Annotated in this window: 22 protein-coding genes; 7 read left to right on the top strand and 15 right to left on the bottom strand. The window is 56.7% G+C overall.

Going from position 1 to position 22,688, the window contains the following annotated elements; translation table 11 throughout:
* Nucleotides 1-16: 16 nt before the first annotated feature.
* The 6 genes from AVCG78_RS11435 to AVCG78_RS11410 form a co-directional block, all read right to left on the bottom strand.
* The gene (locus AVCG78_RS11435; protein ID WP_071204919.1) at nucleotides 17-883 is read right to left on the bottom strand and encodes an ABC transporter permease; all 867 of its coding nucleotides are present in this window, start codon (nucleotides 881-883) and stop codon (nucleotides 17-19) included.
* A complete protein-coding gene (locus AVCG78_RS11430) occupies nucleotides 880-1,746 on the bottom strand; it encodes an ABC transporter permease (protein ID WP_071584761.1) in 867 nt (288 codons plus the stop codon). Before AVCG78_RS11430 ends, AVCG78_RS11435 begins: the two co-directional genes overlap by 4 nt.
* Nucleotides 1,736-2,527 (bottom strand): ABC transporter ATP-binding protein, encoded by a 792-nt coding sequence (locus AVCG78_RS11425; RefSeq protein ID WP_071204917.1) that lies wholly within the window; start codon nucleotides 2,525-2,527, stop codon nucleotides 1,736-1,738. Before AVCG78_RS11425 ends, AVCG78_RS11430 begins: the two co-directional genes overlap by 11 nt.
* Nucleotides 2,524-3,090, bottom strand: coding sequence for a hypothetical protein (locus tag AVCG78_RS11420; RefSeq protein ID WP_139191447.1), 567 nt, complete (start codon nucleotides 3,088-3,090; stop codon nucleotides 2,524-2,526). Before AVCG78_RS11420 ends, AVCG78_RS11425 begins: the two co-directional genes overlap by 4 nt.
* Before the next feature lies 1 nt (nucleotide 3,091).
* The gene (gene hydA / locus AVCG78_RS11415) at nucleotides 3,092-4,546 is read right to left on the bottom strand and encodes a dihydropyrimidinase (protein WP_071584762.1); all 1,455 of its coding nucleotides are present in this window, start codon (nucleotides 4,544-4,546) and stop codon (nucleotides 3,092-3,094) included.
* Between the two features lie 236 nt (nucleotides 4,547-4,782).
* Entirely contained in the window at nucleotides 4,783-6,036 is a 1,254-nt protein-coding gene (locus AVCG78_RS11410; RefSeq protein WP_071204965.1) for a Zn-dependent hydrolase, read from the bottom strand.
* Between the two features lie 299 nt (nucleotides 6,037-6,335).
* Here AVCG78_RS11410 and AVCG78_RS11405 point away from each other — a divergent pair, with 299 nt between their 5' ends.
* Nucleotides 6,336-6,977 (top strand): TetR family transcriptional regulator C-terminal domain-containing protein, encoded by a 642-nt coding sequence (locus AVCG78_RS11405; RefSeq protein ID WP_156582845.1) that lies wholly within the window; start codon nucleotides 6,336-6,338, stop codon nucleotides 6,975-6,977.
* Nucleotides 6,978-6,990: 13 nt separating this feature from the next.
* On the opposite strand, the gene AVCG78_RS11400 is transcribed toward AVCG78_RS11405, so the two are convergent.
* The 4 genes from AVCG78_RS11400 to AVCG78_RS11385 all read right to left on the bottom strand — a co-directional run bounded on the left by AVCG78_RS11400 (nucleotide 6,991) and on the right by AVCG78_RS11385 (nucleotide 14,465).
* On the bottom strand, nucleotides 6,991-7,956 hold the full coding sequence (locus tag AVCG78_RS11400; protein ID WP_071204913.1) for a DMT family transporter: 966 nt from the start codon (nucleotides 7,954-7,956) through the stop codon (nucleotides 6,991-6,993).
* A 126-nt stretch (nucleotides 7,957-8,082) separates the two neighbouring features.
* Nucleotides 8,083-10,815, bottom strand: coding sequence for a putative bifunctional diguanylate cyclase/phosphodiesterase (locus tag AVCG78_RS11395; protein WP_156535425.1), 2,733 nt, complete (start codon nucleotides 10,813-10,815; stop codon nucleotides 8,083-8,085).
* A gap of 957 nt (nucleotides 10,816-11,772) precedes the next feature.
* Nucleotides 11,773-13,086 carry an NAD-dependent dihydropyrimidine dehydrogenase subunit PreA gene (preA, locus tag AVCG78_RS11390; protein ID WP_071204912.1) on the bottom strand — a complete coding sequence of 438 codons (1,314 nt, stop codon included), beginning with the start codon at nucleotides 13,084-13,086 and terminating at the stop codon, nucleotides 11,773-11,775.
* Nucleotides 13,087-13,103: 17 nt separating this feature from the next.
* The gene (locus AVCG78_RS11385; protein ID WP_071204911.1) at nucleotides 13,104-14,465 is read right to left on the bottom strand and encodes an NAD(P)-dependent oxidoreductase; all 1,362 of its coding nucleotides are present in this window, start codon (nucleotides 14,463-14,465) and stop codon (nucleotides 13,104-13,106) included.
* 289 nt (nucleotides 14,466-14,754) lie between these two features.
* On the opposite strand from AVCG78_RS11385, the gene AVCG78_RS11380 reads away from it, so the two are divergent.
* Both AVCG78_RS11380 and AVCG78_RS11375 read left to right on the top strand, forming a co-directional pair.
* The gene (locus AVCG78_RS11380) at nucleotides 14,755-15,159 is read left to right on the top strand and encodes a DUF2325 domain-containing protein (RefSeq protein ID WP_015916881.1); all 405 of its coding nucleotides are present in this window, start codon (nucleotides 14,755-14,757) and stop codon (nucleotides 15,157-15,159) included.
* A gap of 11 nt (nucleotides 15,160-15,170) precedes the next feature.
* Nucleotides 15,171-15,449, top strand: coding sequence for a hypothetical protein (locus tag AVCG78_RS11375; RefSeq protein ID WP_071204910.1), 279 nt, complete (start codon nucleotides 15,171-15,173; stop codon nucleotides 15,447-15,449).
* Here the strand turns inward: AVCG78_RS11375 and AVCG78_RS11370 are convergent, their stop codons facing one another.
* The 4 genes from AVCG78_RS11370 to AVCG78_RS11355 all read right to left on the bottom strand — a co-directional run bounded on the left by AVCG78_RS11370 (nucleotide 15,450) and on the right by AVCG78_RS11355 (nucleotide 17,690).
* The gene (locus AVCG78_RS11370; RefSeq protein ID WP_071204909.1) at nucleotides 15,450-15,815 is read right to left on the bottom strand and encodes a DUF423 domain-containing protein; all 366 of its coding nucleotides are present in this window, start codon (nucleotides 15,813-15,815) and stop codon (nucleotides 15,450-15,452) included.
* A 4-nt stretch (nucleotides 15,816-15,819) separates the two neighbouring features.
* Nucleotides 15,820-16,212, bottom strand: a complete 393-nt coding sequence (locus AVCG78_RS11365) for a group II truncated hemoglobin (RefSeq protein WP_071204908.1) — start codon at nucleotides 16,210-16,212, stop codon at nucleotides 15,820-15,822.
* 397 nt (nucleotides 16,213-16,609) lie between these two features.
* The gene (locus AVCG78_RS11360) at nucleotides 16,610-16,852 is read right to left on the bottom strand and encodes a hypothetical protein (protein WP_071204907.1); all 243 of its coding nucleotides are present in this window, start codon (nucleotides 16,850-16,852) and stop codon (nucleotides 16,610-16,612) included.
* A gap of 196 nt (nucleotides 16,853-17,048) precedes the next feature.
* A complete protein-coding gene (locus AVCG78_RS11355) occupies nucleotides 17,049-17,690 on the bottom strand; it encodes a hypothetical protein (RefSeq protein WP_071204906.1) in 642 nt (213 codons plus the stop codon).
* Nucleotides 17,691-18,027: 337 nt separating this feature from the next.
* Here AVCG78_RS11355 and AVCG78_RS11350 point away from each other — a divergent pair, with 337 nt between their 5' ends.
* Entirely contained in the window at nucleotides 18,028-18,594 is a 567-nt protein-coding gene (locus AVCG78_RS11350) for a recombinase family protein (protein WP_156582849.1), read from the top strand.
* Between the two features lie 78 nt (nucleotides 18,595-18,672).
* Here AVCG78_RS11350 and AVCG78_RS11345 read toward each other — a convergent pair whose 3' ends face one another.
* Nucleotides 18,673-19,602: an alpha/beta hydrolase family protein gene (locus AVCG78_RS11345; RefSeq protein WP_049777307.1), complete on the bottom strand. Its 930-nt coding sequence runs from the start codon at nucleotides 19,600-19,602 to the stop codon at nucleotides 18,673-18,675.
* 272 nt (nucleotides 19,603-19,874) lie between these two features.
* Between AVCG78_RS11345 and AVCG78_RS11340 the strand changes: the two genes are divergently transcribed.
* The 3 genes from AVCG78_RS11340 (at nucleotide 19,875) to AVCG78_RS11330 (ending at nucleotide 22,686) form a co-directional block, all read left to right on the top strand.
* Nucleotides 19,875-20,246 carry a hypothetical protein gene (locus AVCG78_RS11340; RefSeq protein WP_071204904.1) on the top strand — a complete coding sequence of 124 codons (372 nt, stop codon included), beginning with the start codon at nucleotides 19,875-19,877 and terminating at the stop codon, nucleotides 20,244-20,246.
* 83 nt (nucleotides 20,247-20,329) lie between these two features.
* Nucleotides 20,330-21,739, top strand: a complete 1,410-nt coding sequence (locus AVCG78_RS11335) for a circularly permuted type 2 ATP-grasp protein (protein ID WP_060718098.1) — start codon at nucleotides 20,330-20,332, stop codon at nucleotides 21,737-21,739.
* Between the two features lie 5 nt (nucleotides 21,740-21,744).
* The gene (locus AVCG78_RS11330; RefSeq protein WP_071204960.1) at nucleotides 21,745-22,686 is read left to right on the top strand and encodes an alpha-E domain-containing protein; all 942 of its coding nucleotides are present in this window, start codon (nucleotides 21,745-21,747) and stop codon (nucleotides 22,684-22,686) included.
* Nucleotides 22,687-22,688: the final 2 nt, after the last annotated feature.

Raw genomic sequence — 22,688 nt, 5'->3', positions numbered from 1 at the left:
GTTATCTCATGTTTTATCAGCGCTGCCCACCACGGACAGACGGATGCCAGAAGGTGACGGCTTTTTCAGTCAGCGCCACCAAGCCATAGAAAACCGAACCCGCCAGCGCCGCCACCGCAATTTCCGCCCAGACCATATCGACATTGCTGCGGCCCACCTCGGTGGAAATGCGAAAGCCCATGCCGACGATGGGGGTGCCGAAAAACTCGGCGACAATCGCCCCAATCAGCGCCAGCGTGGAATTGATTTTCAAGGCGTTGAAGATAAACGGCCATGCGGCGGGAAGCCGCAGCTTGATCAGCGTTTGCCACCAGCTGGCGGCATAGGTGCGCATCAAATCGCGCTCCATGGTGCTTGCCGCAGATAGGCCCTGCACGGTGTTTACCAGCATGGGGAAGAAGGTCATGATCACCACGACGGCGACTTTTGATGGCCAATCAAACCCGAACCACATCACCATGATCGGGGCCACGCCGACCACGGGCAGGGCCGAGACGAAATTGCCAATCGGCAACAGGCCTTGTTTCAGAAAAGGTGAGCGATCAATCAACACGGCCACGATAAAGCCAAGGCCACAGCCTGCGACATAGCCCGTCAGCACCGATTTCAAAAACGTCTGCTGAAAATCAGCCCAGAGGATGGGCAGGGAATGGATCAGCCGCGTCCAGATCATGCTGGGGGCGGGCAGCAGAATGGAGGGGATATCAAAGCCACGCACCACGCATTCCCAGATGACCAGAAGCGTGATGCCAAACAGAAGCGGCACCGCAATATTGGCGGCGCGCTGGGCGGGCAGGGCAGCGAAATGCTGGCGCACCAGCCATTCATTCACGCCCCAAGTGGTGAGCCAGAAGATCAGCGCAAACAGCAGATACCCACTCATGCCCGCTCTCCCATGCGTTTCAACACCGCCGTGTGGGCAAGCCCGACGATGGCCACCAACAGCGCCGCCAACCCCGCCGCCATAAACAGCGCTGCCCAGATTTGTACCGTCTGACCATAGTAAGAGCCGGACAACAGCCGTGCGCCAAGGCCCGCGACGGCTCCGGTTGGTAATTCACCCACAATGGCCCCCACCAGCGAAATCGCAATGGCCACTTTCAGCGAGGTAAATAGATAGGGCATGGCGGCGGGCATGCGCAGTTTCCAAAATGTCTGGGTGTTGCTGGCATAATAGGTGCGCATCAGATCAATCAGAATGGCGTCGGGACTGCGCAGGCCTTTGACCATGCCCACCACCACCGGGAAAAAGGAGAGATAGGTGGAAATCAGCGCCTTGGGCATTAGGCCTGAAATGCCAATGGCGTTTAGCACCACAATAATCATCGGGGCCACGGCAATGATGGGAATGGTCTGGCTGGCAATCACCCACGGCATCAGCGATTTATCAACGGCACGGTTATGCACAATCGCTATGGCCAGCAGAATGCCAAGGGCTGTGCCCATGCCAAAGCCCATGAGCGTGGCGGAAAGGGTGATCCATGCATGATAAACAAGGCTGCGCTTGGAGGTAATGGGTTTGTCGATGGTGGTATCCCACAACTCGACAATGATCTGGTGCGGGGCGGGAAGGACCGGGCGTTCCTGATTGAAGGTTTGCTCAATCACTTGCGCGGTGGTGATGGTTTCCCCCGCTCGCGCTGCCTGATCGCGCACAAAGGGCGCGTTGAGAATAACCACAAAGACATGCCAGATGATTAGGATGGCAAGGATGACGGTGAGGATGGGGAGAAGTCTATTCCTCATAACTATGCCCCGCCCGCAAACCTTCGCGCACCCGATGGGCAATGGCCAGAAACTCCGGGCTTTCGCGAATATCCAGCGGTCGCTCCCGTGGCAGGGTCGATTCAATCACATCGGTCACACGACCGGGCCGGGGGCTCATCACCACGATTTTGGTTGAGAGATAAACCGCCTCTGGAATCGAGTGTGTGACAAAACAGATGGTCTTGTTGGTGCGATCCCACAGTTTTAACAATTGCTCGTTCAAATGGTCGCGGACAATTTCATCCAGCGCGCCAAAGGGTTCATCCATCAACAACAGGTCGGCATCAAACGCCAGCGCACGGGCAATTGAGGCGCGCTGCTGCATGCCGCCGGAGAGCTGCCAGGGGAATTTCTTGCCAAAGCCTGCGAGATTGACCAGTTCCAGTGTTTGCTCAATCCGCTTTTTCTTCTCATCCGGGCTATAGGCCATGATCTCCAGTGGCAGGGCGATGTTCTGCTCAATCGTGCGCCATGGATAAAGCGCTGCTGCCTGAAAAACATAGCCGTAGGAACGTTCCTTGCGCGCATTCTCCGGCGTCATGCCATTGACGGTGATGGTGCCGGATGTGTGCTTTTCCAGATCGGCAATGACCCGCAAAAACGTGGTTTTGCCGCAGCCGGATGGGCCAATGAAGGAAACAAAATCGCCCTTTTTCACCTCCAGATCCACGTTGGACAGCGCATGCACCGGCCCATCATTGGTCTGGAAGGTCAGACAGAGATCTTTGGCGGAGACGACGGAGTAGGGATTTCCTGTCATAGTGTCACGTTAGATTTCTGTTGATGTAATTCTTGATTCCGAAAGCCAATCCGCCAGAAGATTAACCCCGCTACGCCACCACCCGGTATGGCTAAAATACTCAACGTCAGAGCTGGAAAAATATAATCCATGATAGAGTTCCCCGATCTTTTTCCGCCAAGCGGCCAATAATCCAGTGGCCAATTGCCCATGGGTTCGGCGGTGCCACCAGACGGGTTCACAAAGAAAACGAGAGTAAGACCAATCATTGCAAGGCCCGGAACAAGACATCCATAAAGTACAAAGTTCTTTTGTGATATTGACCAAAATCTACCTACTTTGGAAAAGAAGTAGGCCGTGAACGGCAATGCTCCAAGAAGGGCGATAGGAAATTGGAAAATGAGCGCAAACAGCGTTACTCCTATAGTAACTAGACTGCTATCCCTCAGGTTTTTCCATGAGAGAGCTGTTTCTCCTGAGAAGAGTGGAATTGCTGCGATTAGCATAATCGTAATGATGTCAAAAACGATCAATCCTGCGAAAATTGCGCAGCAATAAGCACCTATTATTCGACGTTTTCTCAACTTAAACCCCGCTGGCCGGAATGCCCGTACGCTCCACTTTACGCGGCGACACCAATTCCTTCCACGTAGAAAGCGCCTTGCTCACCGCCGGATAAGGCTCTCGCTTCACAAACTTGCCGTGGCCTTCCTGCGTTTTCACCGTGCTTTCCTCAATCGCCACCACGCCACGGGTGAGCGTAAAGCGCGGAAGGCCGGTGACGGTTTTGCCTTCAAACACATTGTAATCAATGGCCGATTGCTGGTTGCTGGCCGAGATGGTTTTGGAGCGTTTCGGGTCCCACACCACAATATCGGCATCGGCTCCCACAAGGATCGCGCCCTTCTTCGGATAGATATTGAGGATTTTGGCGATGTTGGTGGAGGTGACGGCCACGAACTCGTTCATGGTCAAGCGGCCCGTGGCCACGCCATAGGTCCACAGCATCGGCAAGCGATCTTCCAACCCGCCGGTGCCATTGGGGATTTTGGTGAAATTGCCGACGCCAAACCGTTTTTGCTCTGTGGTAAAGGCGCAATGGTCGGTGGCAACGCAAGACAGCGAGCCGGATTGCAGGCCAGCCCAGAGGCTATCCTGATGCTGCTTGTTGCGGAACGGCGGCGACATCACCCGGCGGGCGGCGTGGTCCCAATCCTTGTCGAAATATTCGCTCTCATCCAGCGTCAGATGCTGAATCAGCGGCTCACCATAGACCCGCATGCCCTTTTGCCGGGCGCGGCGGATGGCCTCATGCGCTTGTTCGCAAGAGGTATGCACCACATAGAGCGGCACGCCCGCCATATCGGCCAGCATGATGGCGCGGTTGGTGGCTTCGCCCTCCACTTCAGCAGGGCGGGAATAGGCGTGGGCCTCCGGCCCATCATTGCCCTCAGCCAGAAGCTTGGCCGACATGGCCGCGACCACATCGCCATTTTCGGCATGCACCAGCGGCAGCGCACCCAGCTCGGCGCAGCGCGAGAATGAGGCGAACATCTCGTCATCATTCACCATCAAGGCCCCCTTATAGGCCATGAAGTGTTTGAAGGTGTTGATGCCCTTGTCTTGCACAATGGTCTGCATCTCGTTGAAAATGCGCTCATCCCATGAGGTGATGGCCATGTGGAAGGAGTAATCGCAATTGGCGCGGGTGGATTTATTGTCCCAGCGGGTCAGCGCTTCCAGCAGCGATTGGCCGGGATCGGGCAGACAGAAATCCACCACCATGGTGGTGCCGCCAGCCAGACCCGCACGGGTGCCGCTTTCAAAATCATCGGCGGAATAGGTGCCCATGAACGGCATTTCCAGATGCACATGCGGATCAATACCACCCGGCATGATGTAACAGCCGGAGGCATCCAGCACGGTATCGGCGGAAAGATCGGGGCCGATTTCGGTGATGACTCCGCCCTCGATTTTCACATCGGCTTTGTAGGTGAGATCGGCTGTGACGACGGTGCCGTTCTTGATGACTGTGCTCATGTGTGTTCACCCGTGTTGGTTTTGGTTGTCATTCAAGCGGTTATATTTGCGGCTCCCCCCCTCTGGCTTGCCAGCCATCTCCCCCTCAAGGGGGGAGATCGATCTGCGGTTTGCCTCGCATCCCTATTTAGGCCGTAGGATTGGGCGTGTCGTCTACCTGATCTCCCCCCTTGAGGGGGAGATGCCCGGCAGGGCAGAGGGGGGTAGGCGGCAGATCAAAACGATCCTGCTGCCCATCACCCCACAACCTCCGCCGTCTCCAACACCGCGTGCAACAACACATCACACCCGGCACCAGCCCAATCCTTGGAAATCTCTTCCGCCTCATTATGCGAAAGCCCACCCACGCAAGGGCACATAATCATCGTCGATGGCGCAACCCGCGCTGCCCAGCAGGCATCATGGCCAGCGCCGGAAATGATGTTCATGTGGCTGTAACCCAACCGCTCGGCGGCATCGCGCACGCGGCCCACCAGTGTGGGATCGAAGGTCACGGGATCGAAATGGCCAACGGCTTCCACCGAGCAGCCAACGCCCAGCGCTTCGCAAATCGTTGCGGCTTCGGCTTCAATCTTCGCCCGCATCCGGTCGAGTTTGTCTTGGCTCGGTGTGCGGATATCCACCGTGAACACCACTTTGCCCGGCAGCACATTGCGCGAGTTGGGCGAGAAAAACACTTGGCCGACGCCGCCAACTGCACCCGGCTGTTCGCTCATCGCCACATCCTGCACCATCTCGATAATCCGGCTCATGGCCAGACCAGCGTTGACGCGTAAGGCCATGGGAGTGGAGCCAGTATGCGCTTCACGGCCTGTGAGCGTAAATTCCAGCCACCACAGGCCCTGACAGTGGGTGACAACGCCGATCTGCTTGCTCTCGGCTTCCAGAATAGGCCCTTGCTCAATGTGATATTCGAAATAGGCGTGCATCTTGCGCGCCCCCACCTCTTCCTCGCCCAGCCAGCCAATGCGCTTCAGCTCATCGCCGTAAGACTTGCCGTCTGGATCTTTGCGGGAATAGGCGTAATTCAGTGTATGCATGCCCGCAAACACGCCGGATGCCAGCATCGCCGGGGCAAAGCGCGCGCCTTCTTCATTGGCCCAGTTGGTGACAACAATCGGATGTTTGGTTTTAACGCCAAGGTCGTTCATGGAACGCACCACTTCCAGCGCGGCCAGCACGCCCAACACGCCATCATATTTGCCGCCGGTGGGTTGGGTGTCGAGGTGGGAGCCAACATAAACGGGCAGGGCATCCGGGTCGGTGCCGGGGCGGGTGGCGAACATCGTGCCCATCTGGTCCACGCCCATGGTCATGCCTGCTGCCTCGCACCAGCTCTGGAACAGCGCGCGGCCTTCAGCGTCTTCGTCGGTCAAAGTCTGGCGGTTGTTGCCGCCAGCAATGCCGGGGCCAATCTTGGCCATGTCCATCAGGCTGTCCCACAGCCGGTCAGCATTTACGCGCAGGTTCGCACCGGGGTGAGCCGTCATTTTACCATTCCTAATTTGTGCAGGGATTTCGATGCCCATCGAAAACCGCTGTTCCCATCATTGTTAGCTCTTGTTATTTTTGAGCCTTTGTTTCGGTCCCAACCATTGCCTTTCTCAGGGCAGTGATTGATATTTGACCGATTGGTAAACATTACAACTTCCGGCGTCGCACTCAAGCCGAAAAACGCGAAAAATTCGGTCAAAGCTTTCGCACGGTTTTTGAGGCGCGTCTGGTGGCTTCCGGGGCAGGGTTGGAAGCAGCAAGGCGCAGGCAGGCATGGGGAAGACAGGGAGAGGGCATGGCAATCGCCAGGGCATCGAAGACGCAGAGGCGGACGCGAATTCAGGAGGAAAAGGAGGAGGTCATCCTGCAAGCGGCGCTGGACGTATTTTCCATGCGCGGCTTTCGCGGCTCGACCATCGACCAGATCGCCGAGGTGGCGGGCATGTCGAAACCCAATCTGCTCTATTATTTCCGCACTAAGGAGGCGATGCACCGGGTGCTGATGGACCGGCTGCTGGCCAATTGGCTTGAGCCGCTGCGCGCCTTTGATGCCGAGGGCGATCCGCAGGAGGAAATCCGCAGCTATATCCGCCGCAAGCTGGAAATGGCCCGTGATTTTCCGCGCGAAAGCCGGTTGTTTGCCAATGAAGTCCTCCAGGGCGCGCCCATTATCGAGGATGTGCTAAAAGGACCGCTGAAAGACCTGGTCGATGAAAAGGCCGAGGTGATCCGCAGTTGGATCATGGCGGGCAAGCTTATCGCCTGCGATCCCTATCACCTGATTTTTTCAATCTGGTCGACAACCCAGCATTACGCGGATTTCGACGTGCAGGTGCGCGCCGTACTGGGCGCGGGGACGGCGGAAGACGACCGGTTCGAGAATGCCACAAGGTTTCTGGAAGGGCTTTTCCTGCGAGGTCTTCAGCCGGAAATTTGAAGGTAGGACGGTATCAGTCTGGCAGCATGGCCATGGCGAGAAGTCCGGCGGCGGTGATTAGCGCCCCGGCAAATACGGCCATCGGCGCCCAGCCATGGCCCATGGCGCCTTCCAGCAGAATGATGAAGCTCGGCGTCAGGTAGCTATAGGCCAGCACTTTGGGGGCGGGCAGGCGCTGCGAGGCATATTGCAGCAGCAGGAAGGTAATCAGCGTCGTCACCACAGCCAGATAGAGCACCAGACCCCAGCCAAGCCAGGAGATCGAGGCATAATCGAGGGCGATCAGCCGGGGCAGGCCCGGCACCAGAATGAAGGCCAGCGTCCCCACCGCCGACCACAGCATGAAGATCAGCGCCGGTTCGTTCTCGTTGAATTTGCGCAGCAGCGGCACGTAAATCGCATGCGCGGTGACGCCGACGAGGTAGATCAGCTCACCCTTGCCGATGTCGAAATGGATCAGCGCCTGCACATCGCCGCGAAAGATCACCCAGATCGCGCCGATGGCGGCAATCACCAGGCTGACCATCACCCGGCCACGGGTTTTCTGGCGCATCAATAGCCAGGCGAAGCCTGCGCTCATCAGCGGCATCATCGTGAAGATCGCCCCGGTCGCCACAGGGGCGGTAAATTGCAGGGCGATGAACATGCTGATCATATAGGTGGCCATCAGCGCACCGATAATCACGAAACGCACCGGGCGACGTGGCGCTTTGAGCGGATAGCGCTTAATGCGGAAGCACAGGAAAGCTGTGATGGCGATGGTGACGATATAGCGTAGCGCCTGGACCGCAATCGGATCGATCATGTGGGTCGCCATGCCGCCAAAGGAAAAGGAGGTGGCGAGCAACACGGCAAATAGCAGAACGGCCAGATGGGCCCTCAGTTTCTCGTGGCCACGGGCATGGCTGTTGTGCCTGTCTTTTGCAGTGTCTCGTGCAGTGTCTTTTTCAGGCACAGGGGAAATCGTCGATGCTGTCACGGAATGGTCTTTGTGCAATTATAGGTGGATGGCGGCCACGCATGTCACGCCAAGGCTTTCTATACGATGCAGGGCAAAGCGAGGCGACCCCTTTTTCGTTCAAAAGTAAGGCATTTCAAAAAAGCATCAGAGCGCGATGGCATCCTGTTTGCGGTCGAGAGATCGGCGCTTCAAAAGCGCGAACAGGTCGTCGCCGTTCATGGGGCGGGCGAGGCCATAGCCCTGCAAGGTATGACAGCCGAGATCGCGCAGAATGTCGGCATGCTGCATGGTTTCCACACCTTCGGCAATGATTTCAATGCCAAGCGAGCGACCAATTTCGACGATGGAGCCGATCAGCCGTCGCTGTTGCTTGCTCTCGATGATCGGCAGGGTCAATTGCCTGTCGATTTTCAGCCGTCGAGGTGAGAGTTTCAAAAGGCTGAGGATCGAGGAATAGCCGGTGCCGAAATCATCGATCTCGATATCGATGCCGAGGATCTTGATCTGGCTGATGGCGGTTGCCGCGGCTTCCGCCTTGTCGTCGAAGGAGATCGATTCCAGCAATTCGAAGGCAAGGCCGCCGGCGGGAAGCGGCGTATCGCGTAGATGGGCGACAAGCCCATCATCAAACAATCTTTGGGCAGAGATATTGACGGAGACATGCGGCGTATCCAGTCCGTGCTCCTGCCAGCGCCGGGCCTCGGCAAGCGATTGTTCGAGAATGCTGTTGTCGATGGCGGCCACGACATTCAGGCTTTCGGCCACCGACAGAAAGGCAATCGGCGGCAACAGGCCAAGCTGTGGATGTTGCCAGCGCGCGAGCGCCTCGACGCCAGTAATCTGCATGGTGTGCGCGTCAAATTGCGGCTGGAAATAGGGAATGAAATCGTGATCGGCCAGCGAGCGCAGAATGGCGTCGGCGGTGCGCTTGGTGGAAAGGGTCGCTTCCTTCAACGTGTCGGAAAAGAATTCCAGCCGGTTCTTTCCGCGCCGTTTTGCCTCGTAAAGCGCGATATCGGCATTGATCAATGCCTGTTCCAGATGCGGGTGGTTATTGCAGGACTGGGCGATGCCGATGCTGGCGCTAACACGGCATTCCTGGCCCTCCCAATGGATCGGCTGGTTGATGGCGTCGATCAGGGTTTCGCCAAGGATGCGGGCTGCGGCCTGGCTGCTCTCATCGTGCTTGACCACCACGAATTCGTCGCCGCCGATGCGCGCGGCAAAATCGCCCGGCGACATATGGGCGTTGATCTGGCTGGCAGCATGGCGCAGCATGGCATCACCCGCCGCGTGGCCCAGCGTGTCGTTGATCTCCTTGAACCTGTCGAGATCGATATGCAGCAGAGCGACAGATTTGCCGTTACCCCTGAGGTCTTCGATCTCTGCCAGATGCCGGTCGAGGAAGCGTCGGTTTGCAAGTCCGGTGAGGGGATCGTGCAGGGACGTATGTTCCATGATCTGCCGGGCGTTTTCCAGTTCCTGGTTCTGGGCCTCGAGCGCGGTTTTGGCATCGTGCAAGGCTTCATGCAGTTTGACATCCGCGGTGATGTTCCAGTTCACGCCAACGATCTTCTTGCGAAAATCGGCATCGCGATAGATCGAGCCGAAGGAGCGGATATGGCGTATCTGGCCGCTGCGATCCAGAATACGGAACTCGGTCGAGTAATTGGAGCCGGTGCGGATGGCCGAGGCCAGAGCGTGAGTGGCACTTTCCCGATCCTCCGGATGGAGACAGTTGCTCCAATCCTCGCGGATTTCAATCGGACGGGACGGATCACAATCGTAGAGCTGGCGCATGCGATTGTCCCAGGTCAGGGCGAGGCTGCCGATATCCATTTCCCACACACCGATTTGCGAGGCGTCGAGCGCGATTTGCAATCGTTGTGACAGAGTGCGCAGTTCCCGTTCCTGCTCGTTGAGCTCGGCAATATTGGCCTGCCGTTCCATCAGCAGATGCGCGACCCACAGGAAAGGCGTGATGATTGCCAGCGCCAGGATGAACATTACCAGCTGGCGGAACCAGATTTCGTTGGCAGGTTGTTGCCAGCCACCCTTGGGCGCTGCCGCCAATATCCAGGTCTGTGCGCCGATACTGACCTCCATGCGCACCGCGCTGGCGCCGATCAGTGCGGGATCGCCGAAAAACGCCGTGCTGACTGCGTTCTGCGTATCGGAACCGGCGTAAAGCGCGACATTCAGATCGAGGTCGTAGAGGCCACTTTCGCGAAACAGCCGCTCCACATCGACGGTGCCACGCAGCAGGCCATGGCTGAAGGGCTTATCCTGAGGGGACGTCTGGTCCGGCAAGTCTGGTGACGTGCTGGCCGGTTCGTTCAGGCTCGATGATGCGATGGGGTAAAAGATAACGAGACTATTGCCTGTTGTCGGCAGGTTCATCGGCTCTGTGATGACATAGATATTGCTGTTCTCGGCCTGGACGGCGGCTTTTTGCTCTTGCGGGTTGGCGGTAAAATCATGCCCAACCTGGTTGAGAATGAACGGATAGGTCAGTCTTGTCCGCATGTCGTAGGAAAGACTGATTGAGCGCAACCGGACAGGCCTGGAGAAAAATCGCCGGCCAATGGCGGAAAACCGGGCCTGGCTCATGTCCGGCTCGGTTTCAAGCACGGCAAGCAGGCCCTGAAGCATCTTGATGTCAGCCTTGATATTGCCTTCCAGCCGGGCGCGGACGGGGCTGAGCTTGTCGGAAATCGCGGCCTTCCTGTCTTCCAGATAGGCTTTGCGATTTTGACTTTCGATTGCAAAAATAGTGACGAAAACCGCAGCGCAAACAATCAAAGCGGGCCAGTAGAAGCTGGCAAGCTTCCTGACACTTCCCACAATGTTACCGGCCCAGGCAGAAATGATCATCATCAAACTCTTCAACGTGCAGATATATCGATGTTTCGGTCCTGCTCTTTAGAGTCTGCCAGGCTCCTATGTCACCTGACGGACTTTCGATCTTGTTGTTTTCGCCTCGGATTTTTCCGGGAATCGATCCAAATTCCCGGTCCGATCCTGTCGCCCTTGGTAGAGCGTAAGATGCAGTATTCATTTCGAAGGTTGAACCTAATCGCTTCACCCATTTTGGGGGATCTTGATAGAGCTTTCTTCTTATTCAAATATACTTATGCAGGCTTGGTCATTTCATTGCAAAGTAATTCTCTAAAATTTCCTTGTTGGTGTAAAAAAATGCATTGCAGAAATTTATCTAATTTCCAACTGATCTCATTGCTATTTCTTGGATAAAAGAAAATTGCCGAAGAATTTAAATTTATGATTTTATTGAATTTCCTCTCAAATATTCTGGAGTTTTTGAGAGAAATTCTCCAATGATCCATAGATAAAAATAGGGTTGCATGCGGTATAGTCGACGCATTGTGTTGTCATGTTATCTGGATGAAGCGCGCTCCACGATAGGGGTGCAAGGCGCTGTACGGATATTGTCGTCAAGCATGCGATGAAATAACGACTGCATCAGTTCATGAAAGAATTGAGAATTCCTGAATTTTCTCGCCACGTTTCGCAGGTTTGTTTTTATTTGTATATTTATAATATTTAAATAAATCTAATGCAATTCACGGCGATGCCTGTCATTTTTGTTCGCAACGCGTGGAATGCCCTCACGGTGAGAATGGGTAATCATCTTCGACCCTTGGTCTTAAAATTTGCCAAGGGAAAAGTGGTCACCGGTTTTCCCGAAATGACAAACAAAAAAACTGAGAATCTGTCTGGTTCAATCTGAACCCGAAAGACTCTCAGTTGCTGCCAATTTAAGGCTTGGAGATACTCACAAACGGAAATCCAACATCACTGCAATGACGGTTGGACTTATTCCGCTGCCTGCACCGCCATCGGATTATTGGGATGGGTCGTCCAGTTGGCATAGTTCGGATCGACTGGCTTGCCAGTGCGCTGGTCCAGCATGCCGGGTTCAAGCCCAACCATGGTGATGCAGTTTTCGACCGGACAGACGTTGACGCAGAGATTGCAGCCGACGCATTCGTCTTCCATCACCTCGAACTTGCGCGCACCATCGACAATGCTGGTGATTGCCTGATGAGACGTATCCTCGCATGCGATATGACAGCGGCCACATTTGATGCAGGCATCCTGATCGATCTGCGCCTTGGCGATATAGTTGAGGTTGAGATATTGCCAGTCGGTGACATTCGGTACGGCGCGACCACAGATGTCATCCAGCGATGCGTGACCCTTGGCATCCATCCAGTCGGACAGGCCTGATATCATTTCCTCAACGATCTTGAACCCATAGGTCATGGCGGCGGTGCAGACCTGTACATTGCCAGCGCCGAGCGCCAAAAACTCTGCCGCATCGCGCCAGGTGGTGATGCCGCCAATGCCTGAGATCGGCAGGCCGTAGGTTTCCGGGTCGCGGGCGATTTCCGCCACCATGTTCAGCGCAATCGGCTTGACCGCCGGGCCGCAATAGCCGCCATGGCTGCCCTTGCCGCCAACACTGGGATTGGGGGCAAAGCTGTCGAGATCGACCGAAACGATGGAATTGATGGTGTTGATCAGCGAGACGGCATCGGTGCCACCGGCCTTGGCAGCGCGGGCCGGGTTGCGGATGTCGGTAATGTTCGGCGTCAGCTTGGTGATGACGGGCATGCGGCTGTACTGTTTGCACCAGCGCACCACCATTTCGATATATTCCGGCACCTGACCGACGGCGGCCCCCATGCCGCGTTCCGACATGCCGTGCGGACAGCCGAAATTCAGCTCGATGCCGTCAGCCCCGGTTTCCTCGACCAGTGGCAGGATCGCCTTCCACTCTTCCTCCTCGCAGGGCACCATGATTGAGGCGATCAGGGCGCGGTCCGGCCAGTTCATCTTGACCATCTTCATTTCCTGAAGATTGACCTGCAAGGGCCGGTCGGTGATCAGCTCGATATTGTTGAGACCCAGCAGGCGGCGGTCCGCCCCCCAGATGGCCCCGTAGCGCGGGCCGTTGACATTGACGACCGGCGGCCCTTCCGAGCCGAGCGTTTTCCACACTACGCCGCCCCAGCCCGCCTTGAAGGCGCGCTCGACATTATAGGCCTTGTCGGTGGGTGGCGCAGAGGCCAGCCAGAAGGGGTTGGGTGATTTGATGCCGACGAAATTATTTCTGATATCAGCCATGGTTCAATCCCTCCGGCTCAGGCGACGGCGCTGACGCCGGAGGCGTCCGCAGCAAGCGTCAGGTTGATGCTTTCAGCCGCGTCGCGGCCCATGGCAACGGCAGAGACCGTCAGGTCCTGGCCGCCGAAGGCGCAGTCACCGCCCGCCCAGACACCGGTAAGCGATGTGCGCCCTTCTGCATCCACGGCGATCTTGCCGCCTTGCATGGCAAGGCTGTCCTGGCCTTCCGGGTCGAGCTTCTGGCCGATGGCGACGAGGATCTGGTCGGCCTTGATCTCGGTGATGTGGCCGGTGCCCTTCATCAGACCGTTTTCCAGATGGGTATATTCAAAGCTGATCGAGGCGACATGGCCGCCGTGATGGTCAACTTCTTTCGGCTGGAGCCAATGGCGGATCTGCACGCCCTTGGAGGCGGCAAGATCCTGCTCATAATCCGAGGCATTCATATGCTCCTTGCCACGGCGGTAGCAGATGGTGACGTTTTCCGCACCCAGCAGCTTGGCCTGCACGCCCGCATCGATGGCGGTCATTCCGCCGCCGATGACAACGACATCGCGTCCGACAGGTACATCGCTCTTGGCGTCTGCCTGGCGCAGATGAGCAATGAACTCCACCGCATCCATCACCCCATTGGTATCGGCGCCGGGGATGGTCAGCATGTTGACATTGCCAAGGCCGGTGCCGAGAAACACCGCATCGAACTTGGCCTTGAGGTCGGCGAGGGTAAAGTCGCGGCCCAGCATCTGGCCATGCAGCACATCGATATTGCCGATCGAGAGAATGTAATCCACTTCCGCCTGGGCATAGTCATCGGGGGTCTTGTAGGCGGCGATGCCATATTCGTTCAGCCCGCCTGCCTTGGGGTGGGTATCATAGATGGTGACGGAATGGCCGTGCATGGCAAGCCGATGCGCGCAGGCCAGACCGGCTGGACCGGCACCGACCACGGCAATGGTCTTTCCGGTTGAGGCGGCGGCTGTGTAGAACTGGTGGCCATGTTCAATGGCCAGATCTGTCGCGTAGCGCTGCAAGCGACCGATTTCCACCGGGCGCTCCTCGGCTGTGTTGCGCACGCAGGCCTCTTCGCAGAGCTGTTCGGTGGGACAGACGCGGGCGCACATGCCGCCAAGGATGTTCTGATCGAAAATCGTCTTGGCCGAGCCGGTCGGATTGCCGGTCGAGATCTGCCGGATGAACAGCGGAATGTCGATTGAGGTCGGACAGGCCGTCATGCAGGGCGCGTCATAACAGAAATAGCAGCGGTCAGAGGCGACAAGCGCTTCATGGTCGCCCAGGCGCGGATGCAGGTCGGAGAAGTTTTTCACATAATCGGCAGCGTCAAGCCGCCCGGCCTTCAGGCCCGGTTCCAGTTTTCGCATCGCAGTTCCCTCTTTTTTGTTCGAAGCGATTGGGAAAATCGTAACGCAGGATAAAAAATTTATCAAACGGTAAAAATTGGAATATGCCGCAATGCGGAAAATCGTTCAAATAACTGATATTTAAAGATTTTATCAAGTTTTTGATGCCGAACCTCGGCCGCCATGTCCTGTGATAAAACATGATGAAAATCCTCCACTATATACTTTACTCTTTTACTCATGTTTTGTAGGGTGGTTGCAACAGACACGAGGATGGCAAGACGCCGCCGCCACACACAGGAGACGGTCCATGGCAAAACACAATGCGCCGAAAAAGAAGAAGCAGACAGATAAGCGGGCTGTAACGGCTGCCCCGGTTGATGACAAAGGCGGCCAGGCAGATATCAAGAGCTTCCTCTATGTCGGCGGGCGGGATTGCCAGGTGGCGCATCTGCGCCAGATAGCCACGAATTTCGGTGCCGAGCTGATCCATCACGATGGCGGATTGCGGGAAGCTGTTTCGCGCATCGACACTGTGCTGCCTTCGGTGGACTGCGTGTTCTGCCCGATCGACTGTATCAGCCATGATGCGTGTCTGCGGGTGAAGAGTGGCTGCAAGAAATTTGGCAAGACCTTCATTCCGCTGCGCAACGGCTCGAAATCCAGTCTGGAACGGGCGCTTCAGACGTTGAACGACCGCTCTGACAGCAATTAAGGGACAGATTTATGCATGACGGTGGTGATAGCACCCTGATGATCGAGCTGCACAAGCTTGGCGACCAGGCGGGGGAAGGGCTGATCGGCGCGCTCTACGAGCGGCAACAGGATGGCCGGGAACGGCAGGCGGCGATGGCTGACATTATCCGGCTGCCGGGCCTGCATGAACGGCCTGTGTCGCGCACCCAGTATTTGGCGCAGGGGTTGCGGCGAGAAGCGATTTCAGCCGAGGTCATCGATTTTCCGCCGCCGCAATGGCACCGCAATGCGGCGCGCCGCAGCAGCTGATCAGCTGCGCGGTAAAAACGCGCCGAGCGCCAGCAGCGCCCAACCAACCATCATCGCAATACCACCGGTCGGGGCCGCCATGGGAAACAGGCTCTGGCCGGTCCATTGCTTGACCGCGAGATCACCGGCAAACAGCAGCACGCCGAGGCCGATCACCAGGCCTGACAGTGAGGCGGTGCGAATCCTGTCGCCGGCCAGATAAAGCCCCAGCAAGGCGGGAGCATGGGTGAGCGCAATCGAGGAGGCGGGGCCAAGCAGATTGCCAGCCCCCGTCACATGCGCCGCCGCTGCCGCCAGCCCGACGCCGCAGGCGCCGAACAGGCCGGATAACACCAGCAGGAGAGGTCTCAATGCGCGCAGGCTCATGGCGCTATTCCTTGTTCTGCATATGATGGGCAAGCTTTTCGATGGGCGTCCAGATGATCTCACGCAGCTTCTCGTGGGCAATGGTCTCGTCCATGGCGCGGCGGAAGCACAATAGCCATTCATCCCGTTCCTGTGGCCCGATCTCCGCCACAAAATGCCGACGCCGCAGCATGGGATGGCCGCGCTTTTGCATATAAATCGGCGGCCCGCCGAGATAGCCGGTGATATAATCGTAAAACTTCTCTTCGCTCTCGGTGAGATCAGCCGGATGGATCGCCCGGCAATGCGCCGCCTCCGGCAGCGTGTCCATCAACTGGTAAAAGCGATGCACCAGCGCCTTCACCGTCGCATCGCCGCCGATCGCTTCATAAAGTGTGATGGTCTTTTCGTCGCTCACGTCCTGCCCTCGACTATTCCTCACGTCTTTTGCCGGGTTTGGCGGCGGGAGGCAACGGGCGAGGGGAGGATGTGGCGATGAGGCGCAGGGCTTGGCCGTTATCTGCTCGGGTGATAGAAATGGCGGCGTGTGTGCGTGGGTGATCGACGTTTGCAGAAAGCCGCCGCAAATATGGAGCGTCAGCACGGCGTTGGTCATAAAAAGGCATTTTCAGATTGGCATGATCCAATCTTTCTTCCGCATACCGGTGGTGGATGGCAAACGGTCGTTCTGTTACAGGCGGGGTTGTGTGGTTCGGCGGCTATTACCGCCGAACCTTGCTCGGCCGGCACATCTACGAATGAGCGACTGGTTCGTCCGTACGCCTGTGGATCAGGCGCGGGCTGGTCCTCCTCGGCTATCCGACGATTGGGACATTAGTGATTTCCAAGCCTGCCCCATTAGCCGAAACGACATACAAGATATTGTCCTGCGGGTTTTGGATGGTGGTCGGCCTGAAGCCATTGGCCGTGATCGTGACGGATTCGGGAGAGATACCCGTTGCGTCAGGCTCGAGGGCAACGGCTGCCGGTGGCGCGGCAGTTGCAACGGCATTGACGATGACATTGGCGAGACTCTCGTCTCTTTGGACATGGATCATAATGACTCCTGAGGAATGAGTGGCGGAGTGCGGACGCTTGCGTCCGGCGGCTTCCGGCATGCGTTGAAGCAGGGCAGTGAATATTGTGATCAACCGGCGGCCAGCACTCTAGGGTGGGGATGCTGACCGCCGACGCTCAACCGCAAAGGAGAGCCTTGGTGGGGAAGGCGGCCTTTGCGGCTCAGCGTGTCGGGGATCACACCTGACCGAAGATGCCGTGGATCGGATCGTATTTCAGGGCGATGTCGGTGACGCTGCCGCCGAACTTGGCGACGCTTGGGGTGCCAGCGATTTCGGTGATGATCGTCTGGCTTTCGAACTCGGCCTGCAACCAGACATAGACATAGGTGAAGGGCGTCATGCGGATCGACTGGGTGGCAAGCACGGTCTGGGCCGAGATCGGCTTGCGCTCATGCAGCTTCTTGTTAACCAGGGCGTCCTGAGCGAGACCGAAGGTCAGGGACGAATAGCGGTCGTAGTCCATGTTGTTGATCGCGGCAAAAGTGCCGGTGTTCACGGCAAGCGCGCTGTTGTTTTTCCGGAATGGGCCGAAGATGTTGTTGTTGGTGAATTCGTAATAGCCGCCATCCAGCGCCGGGCCTGGCGATACTTCGCTCAGTTTATTGATAGAAACGCCATGTTCAACGCTATCGGTCGAAGCATAGATCCAGTAGTTTTCTTCCCATTCGATGGTTGTGACCTGAAAGGGGTCGATATCGACCCAGATCACGTTTGGAGCGCCATTGCCGACCGGCTTGGCAATCGCCACCCGCTGCCCTGCGTCCTTGATCAGGCTCAAAACATCGGTATCGAATTCGAGAGACAGAGAATATTGCATATTTTCTAAATCCTTGGTTGGTGGTCATGTGATGCTCTCGGACGTTTTCTCCGTCTCGAAAGCGTTCCCATTTGCAATCCGATACATAAAAAATACAACCCAGGGATATTTTAACATTATATACAACTAAATAGAGAATTGTTTGCGTTCTACTTGTAATGCTCAATTCTCCGCTGTTGCTTGCCAGAAAAAAAACACCAAAAATGAGCACCTTAAGGTCGTTTTTTGTGTTGAACGCGCCCATTAGTTGTGCTTAAAAGGGAACCGTTATGATACACTTATTGTTGATCTGAACTTTGAGACTTTAAAAATCATCTTTTATGAGTGTTTTTGCCTGATGCGTATTGGTTATGCTCGCGTCTCCACCAGTGATCAAAATCTTGATCTTCAACTCCAGGCGTTGGCGCAGGTGGGATGTGAGAGGATTTTTTCGGATCAGGGGCTCTCCGGCGCCACGCGGCAAAGGCCGGGTTTGATGGAGGCGCTTGCTGCGCTCAAACCAGGCGATACGCTGGTGATCTGGCGCCTTGACCGATTGGGGCGCTCTTTGTCGCATCTGATCGAGATGGTCACGGAACTTGGAGAGCGGAAAATTGGCCTCTATTCCGTCAACGAATGTATCGATACGGCTTCGGCTGGCGGCGTTCTGATTTTCCACATCATGGGCGCGCTGGCACAGTTCGAGCGCAGTTTGATTTCCGAGCGAACGCGGGCGGGCATGTCAGCCGCGCGGCAGCGCGGCAGCGCCATAGGGCGGCCCGTCAAACTGACGACGCAGGATGTGGAGGTGGCGCGTGGCGCCATTCATGGTGGATCTGTCACCGTCCAGGGAGCGGCCCGCGACATGGGCATCAGCCGCGCCACGCTCTATCGCGCACTTAGACGCAAGAGCGCCTTTCAGTGAAGGCGAATGTTGCGGGTTGAGCCCGCGGCACAATTTCCTCTTACACCGCCTCCGGTCTATAGACTTGCGCAACAGGCGTCACGCCGCGACCTGATGGAAGAACTGCATGCTGGCTTCCACCGCATGCGGGATTTCGCTGGTGTGATTGCCTTCCACCTCTTGCGACGAGATGATGGCGTTGGCGGCCCGGGCACGCTTTATCAACAGGGCGGCATTGTCCTCGAAGCTGGTTTCGGTTTCGGCATGCAGCAGTTTCACCGGGCATTTGAAGCTATGGGCATAGCAGACGGCACTGCGCACCTCGAATTCATGCGGGCGGCTGTCGTCAAAGCGAATGTCTTCTGGATAGCGATTGAAAAAACGGAAGGCATTCGGATTGCCTGATATCGGCACGCTGGCGCGGAAGCGATGGGTGCTCATCGCGGCCAGCATGGCCAGCGTGCCGCCAATGCTGTGACCGGCCAGAAATACCCGCTCGCGGTCTACACCGGGCAGATGCGCCAGCCGGTCGGCTGCCGCCAGCACGTCATCCACTTCGTCGTAAAAGCCGGAGAAAATCCCCATCTGGCCGTTTTCACCGCGCATGGAGGGCATCATCACCACATAGCCGGCATCCGCATAGCCTTTCAGCGGCTCCCACTGGCCAGCGCCCATGGCATTGCCGCCATGCAGGAACAGCACGGCGGGTTTTAGCTTGCGCTCGCGTTTATAGCTGGACACCCAGGCCGCCAGGGTCAGTTCACCGCCACGCCCTGAGCGGTAGAAAATCCGGTTGGCGCCCGCAGGTGCGGTCAAGGGCTCATATTTGTCGGGGGCGGGGCCTTTTTGCAGCAGCCGGGTGCGAAAGCGCTCGCGCATTTTCATATAGTCATGATGCAGTAGGCGCGGCTCAGCGGGAACGTCAAAAGCATGTGCGAAAGACGGTGCGGCCAGTGTGGCTGCAATGCCGCCAAGCAGTCCGCGCCGCGTCAGTATTGCTTGTTTGCCTGACGCGTCGTCATATCCCATGCCGAATTCCTTCATACCATTTATGCCCCTGCCGTTTTCATCCATGCAATGCGCACCTGTCTTTTATATGCCGGACCCGTTACGCAAGTCTTCAAATTCCGCAGCGGCTATGACCTTCACAACCGTTTCTGAATGCATCCTGTTTGCGACATGCGCGGTATAGCGTATCGATGTTTCCAGAACACGATTGGTCGTGATTCGAATATTCCTGACGCTAGCGCATAAACGGTCAAACCGGAATCGGTTCAACACGACAATTATGTGCATCTACAATGGCAAATCAGCAGTCCGGCTCTCTGGCTTGGTGGCGATGGCTTATCGTGTCTGTATACAGCTTTTTCGCCAAGACAACTTTTGTTGACCTGAAGATAGAGCAGCCGTTAGCCCGGAAAAGGGGCGGCATCACGACTTTCATCAGGCCTGATTTGAGGCGAGGGCAGCGCGCCGGTCCCTCTATCGTTTTCTCTGTTGCCGGTGGTTTCAACATTCAGACATGGTTGTGGGGAAACCTGAAGAGACTGCTTATAAATCTCGCAGTTGCATCGAATTTATGCGTGCTGTTGCCAGCGCCTGAAGCGAGGTTGGTCACAGCTCTGGCGAACGCCCAGTTTTTTGGCTGTTTTCGCAGGATTTTGGCGGATTGAAATATTTCATTCAAATTGAGCACGCTTCTTGCATTGTAAAAGGCACTGTATTCATATGGCTAAAACAAACGGGGATAGCGCCATTGGCATTTGATGAAATGATTACGGCGGACGGCAGCCCGCGTGGACCGTACCAGAAATATTTCGACTGGTATTCGAGCCAGGACCCCAAGCATCTGATCGCAAAATCGCGGGATGCGGAAACCATCTTCAGAAAGACCGGCATTACATTCGCCGTGTATGGTCACGAGGACTCCTCGGAAAAACTGATCCCCTTCGATCTCATTCCCCGGATCATTTCCGGCCAGGAATGGCGAAAGCTTGCCCAGGGTATCGAGCAGCGCGTTCTGGCGCTCAATGCCTTTCTCGATGACATCTATCATAAGCAGGAAATCATCAAGGCTGGCCGCATCCCCCGCGAGCTGATCGAGAACAATGTCGCCTTCCTGCCGGAAATGATCGGCTTCCGTCCTCCGGGCGGCGTTTATACCCATATCGTCGGGACCGACATCGTGCGCACCGGCGAGGGCGAGTTTTACGTGCTGGAAGACAATGCACGCACGCCGTCCGGTGTCAGCTATATGCTGGAAAACCGCGAAACCATGATGCAGATGTTTCCCGAACTGTTCCAGCTGAACAAGGTGCAGCGGGTCGAGGACTATCCCTATCTTCTGCGCCAGTCGCTCGCTTCGCTGGCACCCCCCGGCTGCAAAGGGAAGCCGCGCGTGGCTGTGCTGACGCCGGGTATCTACAATTCCGCCTATTACGAACATTCCTTCCTGGCCGACATGATGGGCGTGGAACTGGTGGAAGGCTCGGACCTGCGCGTCATCGACGGCAAGGTGAAGATGCGCACCACCCGTGGCTATGAAGCGATCGACGTGCTTTATCGCCGCGTCGATGACGATTTCCTCGATCCGCTGACCTTCCGCCCGGATTCGGCGCTGGGCGTGCCTGGTATTATGGACGTCTACCGCGCTGGCAATATCACCATTGCCAATGCGCCCGGCACCGGTATTTCCGACGATAAGGCGATCTATTCCTACATGCCTGAAATCGTTGAGTTCTACACGGGCCGCAAGGCGATCCTGGAAAACGTGCCGACCTGGCGCTGTTCGGAGGCCGACAGTCTCGCCTATGTGCTGGAGCATCTGGAAGAACTGGTGGTCAAGGAAGTGCATGGCTCCGGTGGCTACGGCATGCTGGTCGGGCCGACCGCCAGCAAGAAGGAGCGGGCGCTGTTTGCCGAAAAGCTGAAGACCCGTCCCAGCAACTACATTGCCCAGCCGACCCTGTCGCTCTCGACCGTGCCGATTCTGGTCAACAAGGGCATTGCGCCCCGGCATGTCGATCTTCGTCCCTATGTGCTTGTCTCCGACAAGGTGCAGATCATTCCCGGCGGCTTGACCCGCGTGGCCCTGAAGCAGGGCTCGCTGGTGGTCAATTCCAGCCAGGGCGGCGGCACCAAGGATACATGGGTATTGGAGGACTGATGGTCATGCTGGGAAGAACTGCAAACGGCCTCTTCTGGATGTTCCGGTATATCGAGCGGGCTGAAAACATTGCGCGTCTGGTGGATGCGGGGTTGCGCGTCTCGCTGACCCGGTCCGGTGCCACCGACGACGACTGGACTGGCGTGCTGCAAAGTGCCGATGTTCTGGATATTTTCCTGGAAGCGCATCCGAAAGTAACGGCGGCGGATGCCATCGACTTTCTGCTGCGCGACACGGCCAATCCGTCCAGCGTGATGTCCTGCATTGACAGCGCCCGCAACAATGCCCGCATGGTGCGCACCGCGCTGACCCGGGAAACCTGGGAAGCCACCAACGAATGCTGGATCGAGCTGAAACAGCTTCTGGCGCGCAAGCTGAAATCCGCCGACCTGCCGGAAACCATCGACACGGTGAAGCGGCGGGCCGGGCTGATCCGCGGTGCATTCCACGGCTCCATGCTGCGCAACGAGATCTATAATTTTGCCCGGATCGGCACATTCATCGAGCGAGCCGATAACACCAGCCGCATTCTCGATGTGAAATATTATGTGCTGCTACCCTCGATAAATCAGGTCGGTTCATCGCTGGACAATATCCAATGGGAATCGATCCTGCGGTCGGTTTCGGCGCATCGCTCCTATCGCTGGGTCTATGATGGCGACTATCTTGCTGCCAATATTGCCGATTTTCTGATCCTCAATGGACAGATGCCACGGTCTCTGGCCTATTGCTATGAGAAGATCGTCAGTAATCTTGCCTATATCGGCAAGGAATATGGTGAGCGGCTGCCCGCCCATGAAACAGCCGATAGCATTCGTGCGTCGCTGCGCTCCAGTAACATCACCCGGATCATGGATCAGGGCCTGCACGAGTTTCTCGATAATTTCATTTCCCGCAACAACCGGTTGGGGCATGAGATTACCGAGGGCTACCGATTCTACAGTTGAGC

Origin of the sequence: Gillisella vitis (assembly GCF_021559775.1) — a bacterium.
Taxonomy (GTDB): Bacteria; Pseudomonadota; Alphaproteobacteria; order Rhizobiales; family Rhizobiaceae; genus Allorhizobium; species Allorhizobium ampelinum.
The sequence above is the reverse complement of the archived record's forward strand: the minus strand, read 5'-3'. Positions and strand labels throughout refer to the sequence as shown.

Coding starts and splice junctions, on each gene's coding strand:
- hydA (WP_071584762.1), bottom strand. CDS start 4,546: ATGAGCACAGTCATCAAGAACGGCACCGTCGTCACAGCCGATCTCACC.
- AVCG78_RS11430 (WP_071584761.1), bottom strand. CDS start 1,746: ATGAGGAATAGACTTCTCCCCATCCTCACCGTCATCCTTGCCATCCTA.
- preA (WP_071204912.1), bottom strand. CDS start 13,086: ATGGCTGATATCAGAAATAATTTCGTCGGCATCAAATCACCCAACCCC.
- AVCG78_RS11405 (WP_156582845.1), top strand. CDS start 6,336: ATGGCAATCGCCAGGGCATCGAAGACGCAGAGGCGGACGCGAATTCAG.
- AVCG78_RS11350 (WP_156582849.1), top strand. CDS start 18,028: ATGCGTATTGGTTATGCTCGCGTCTCCACCAGTGATCAAAATCTTGAT.
- AVCG78_RS11410 (WP_071204965.1), bottom strand. CDS start 6,036: ATGACGGCTCACCCCGGTGCGAACCTGCGCGTAAATGCTGACCGGCTG.
- AVCG78_RS11360 (WP_071204907.1), bottom strand. CDS start 16,852: ATGATCCATGTCCAAAGAGACGAGAGTCTCGCCAATGTCATCGTCAAT.
- AVCG78_RS11395 (WP_156535425.1), bottom strand. CDS start 10,815: ATGATGATCATTTCTGCCTGGGCCGGTAACATTGTGGGAAGTGTCAGG.
- AVCG78_RS11355 (WP_071204906.1), bottom strand. CDS start 17,690: ATGCAATATTCTCTGTCTCTCGAATTCGATACCGATGTTTTGAGCCTG.
- AVCG78_RS11370 (WP_071204909.1), bottom strand. CDS start 15,815: ATGAGCCTGCGCGCATTGAGACCTCTCCTGCTGGTGTTATCCGGCCTG.
- AVCG78_RS11385 (WP_071204911.1), bottom strand. CDS start 14,465: ATGCGAAAACTGGAACCGGGCCTGAAGGCCGGGCGGCTTGACGCTGCC.
- AVCG78_RS11330 (WP_071204960.1), top strand. CDS start 21,745: ATGCTGGGAAGAACTGCAAACGGCCTCTTCTGGATGTTCCGGTATATC.
- AVCG78_RS11345 (WP_049777307.1), bottom strand. CDS start 19,602: ATGGGATATGACGACGCGTCAGGCAAACAAGCAATACTGACGCGGCGC.
- AVCG78_RS11425 (WP_071204917.1), bottom strand. CDS start 2,527: ATGACAGGAAATCCCTACTCCGTCGTCTCCGCCAAAGATCTCTGTCTG.
- AVCG78_RS11340 (WP_071204904.1), top strand. CDS start 19,875: ATGGCAAATCAGCAGTCCGGCTCTCTGGCTTGGTGGCGATGGCTTATC.
- AVCG78_RS11435 (WP_071204919.1), bottom strand. CDS start 883: ATGAGTGGGTATCTGCTGTTTGCGCTGATCTTCTGGCTCACCACTTGG.
- AVCG78_RS11380 (WP_015916881.1), top strand. CDS start 14,755: ATGGCAAAACACAATGCGCCGAAAAAGAAGAAGCAGACAGATAAGCGG.
- AVCG78_RS11375 (WP_071204910.1), top strand. CDS start 15,171: ATGCATGACGGTGGTGATAGCACCCTGATGATCGAGCTGCACAAGCTT.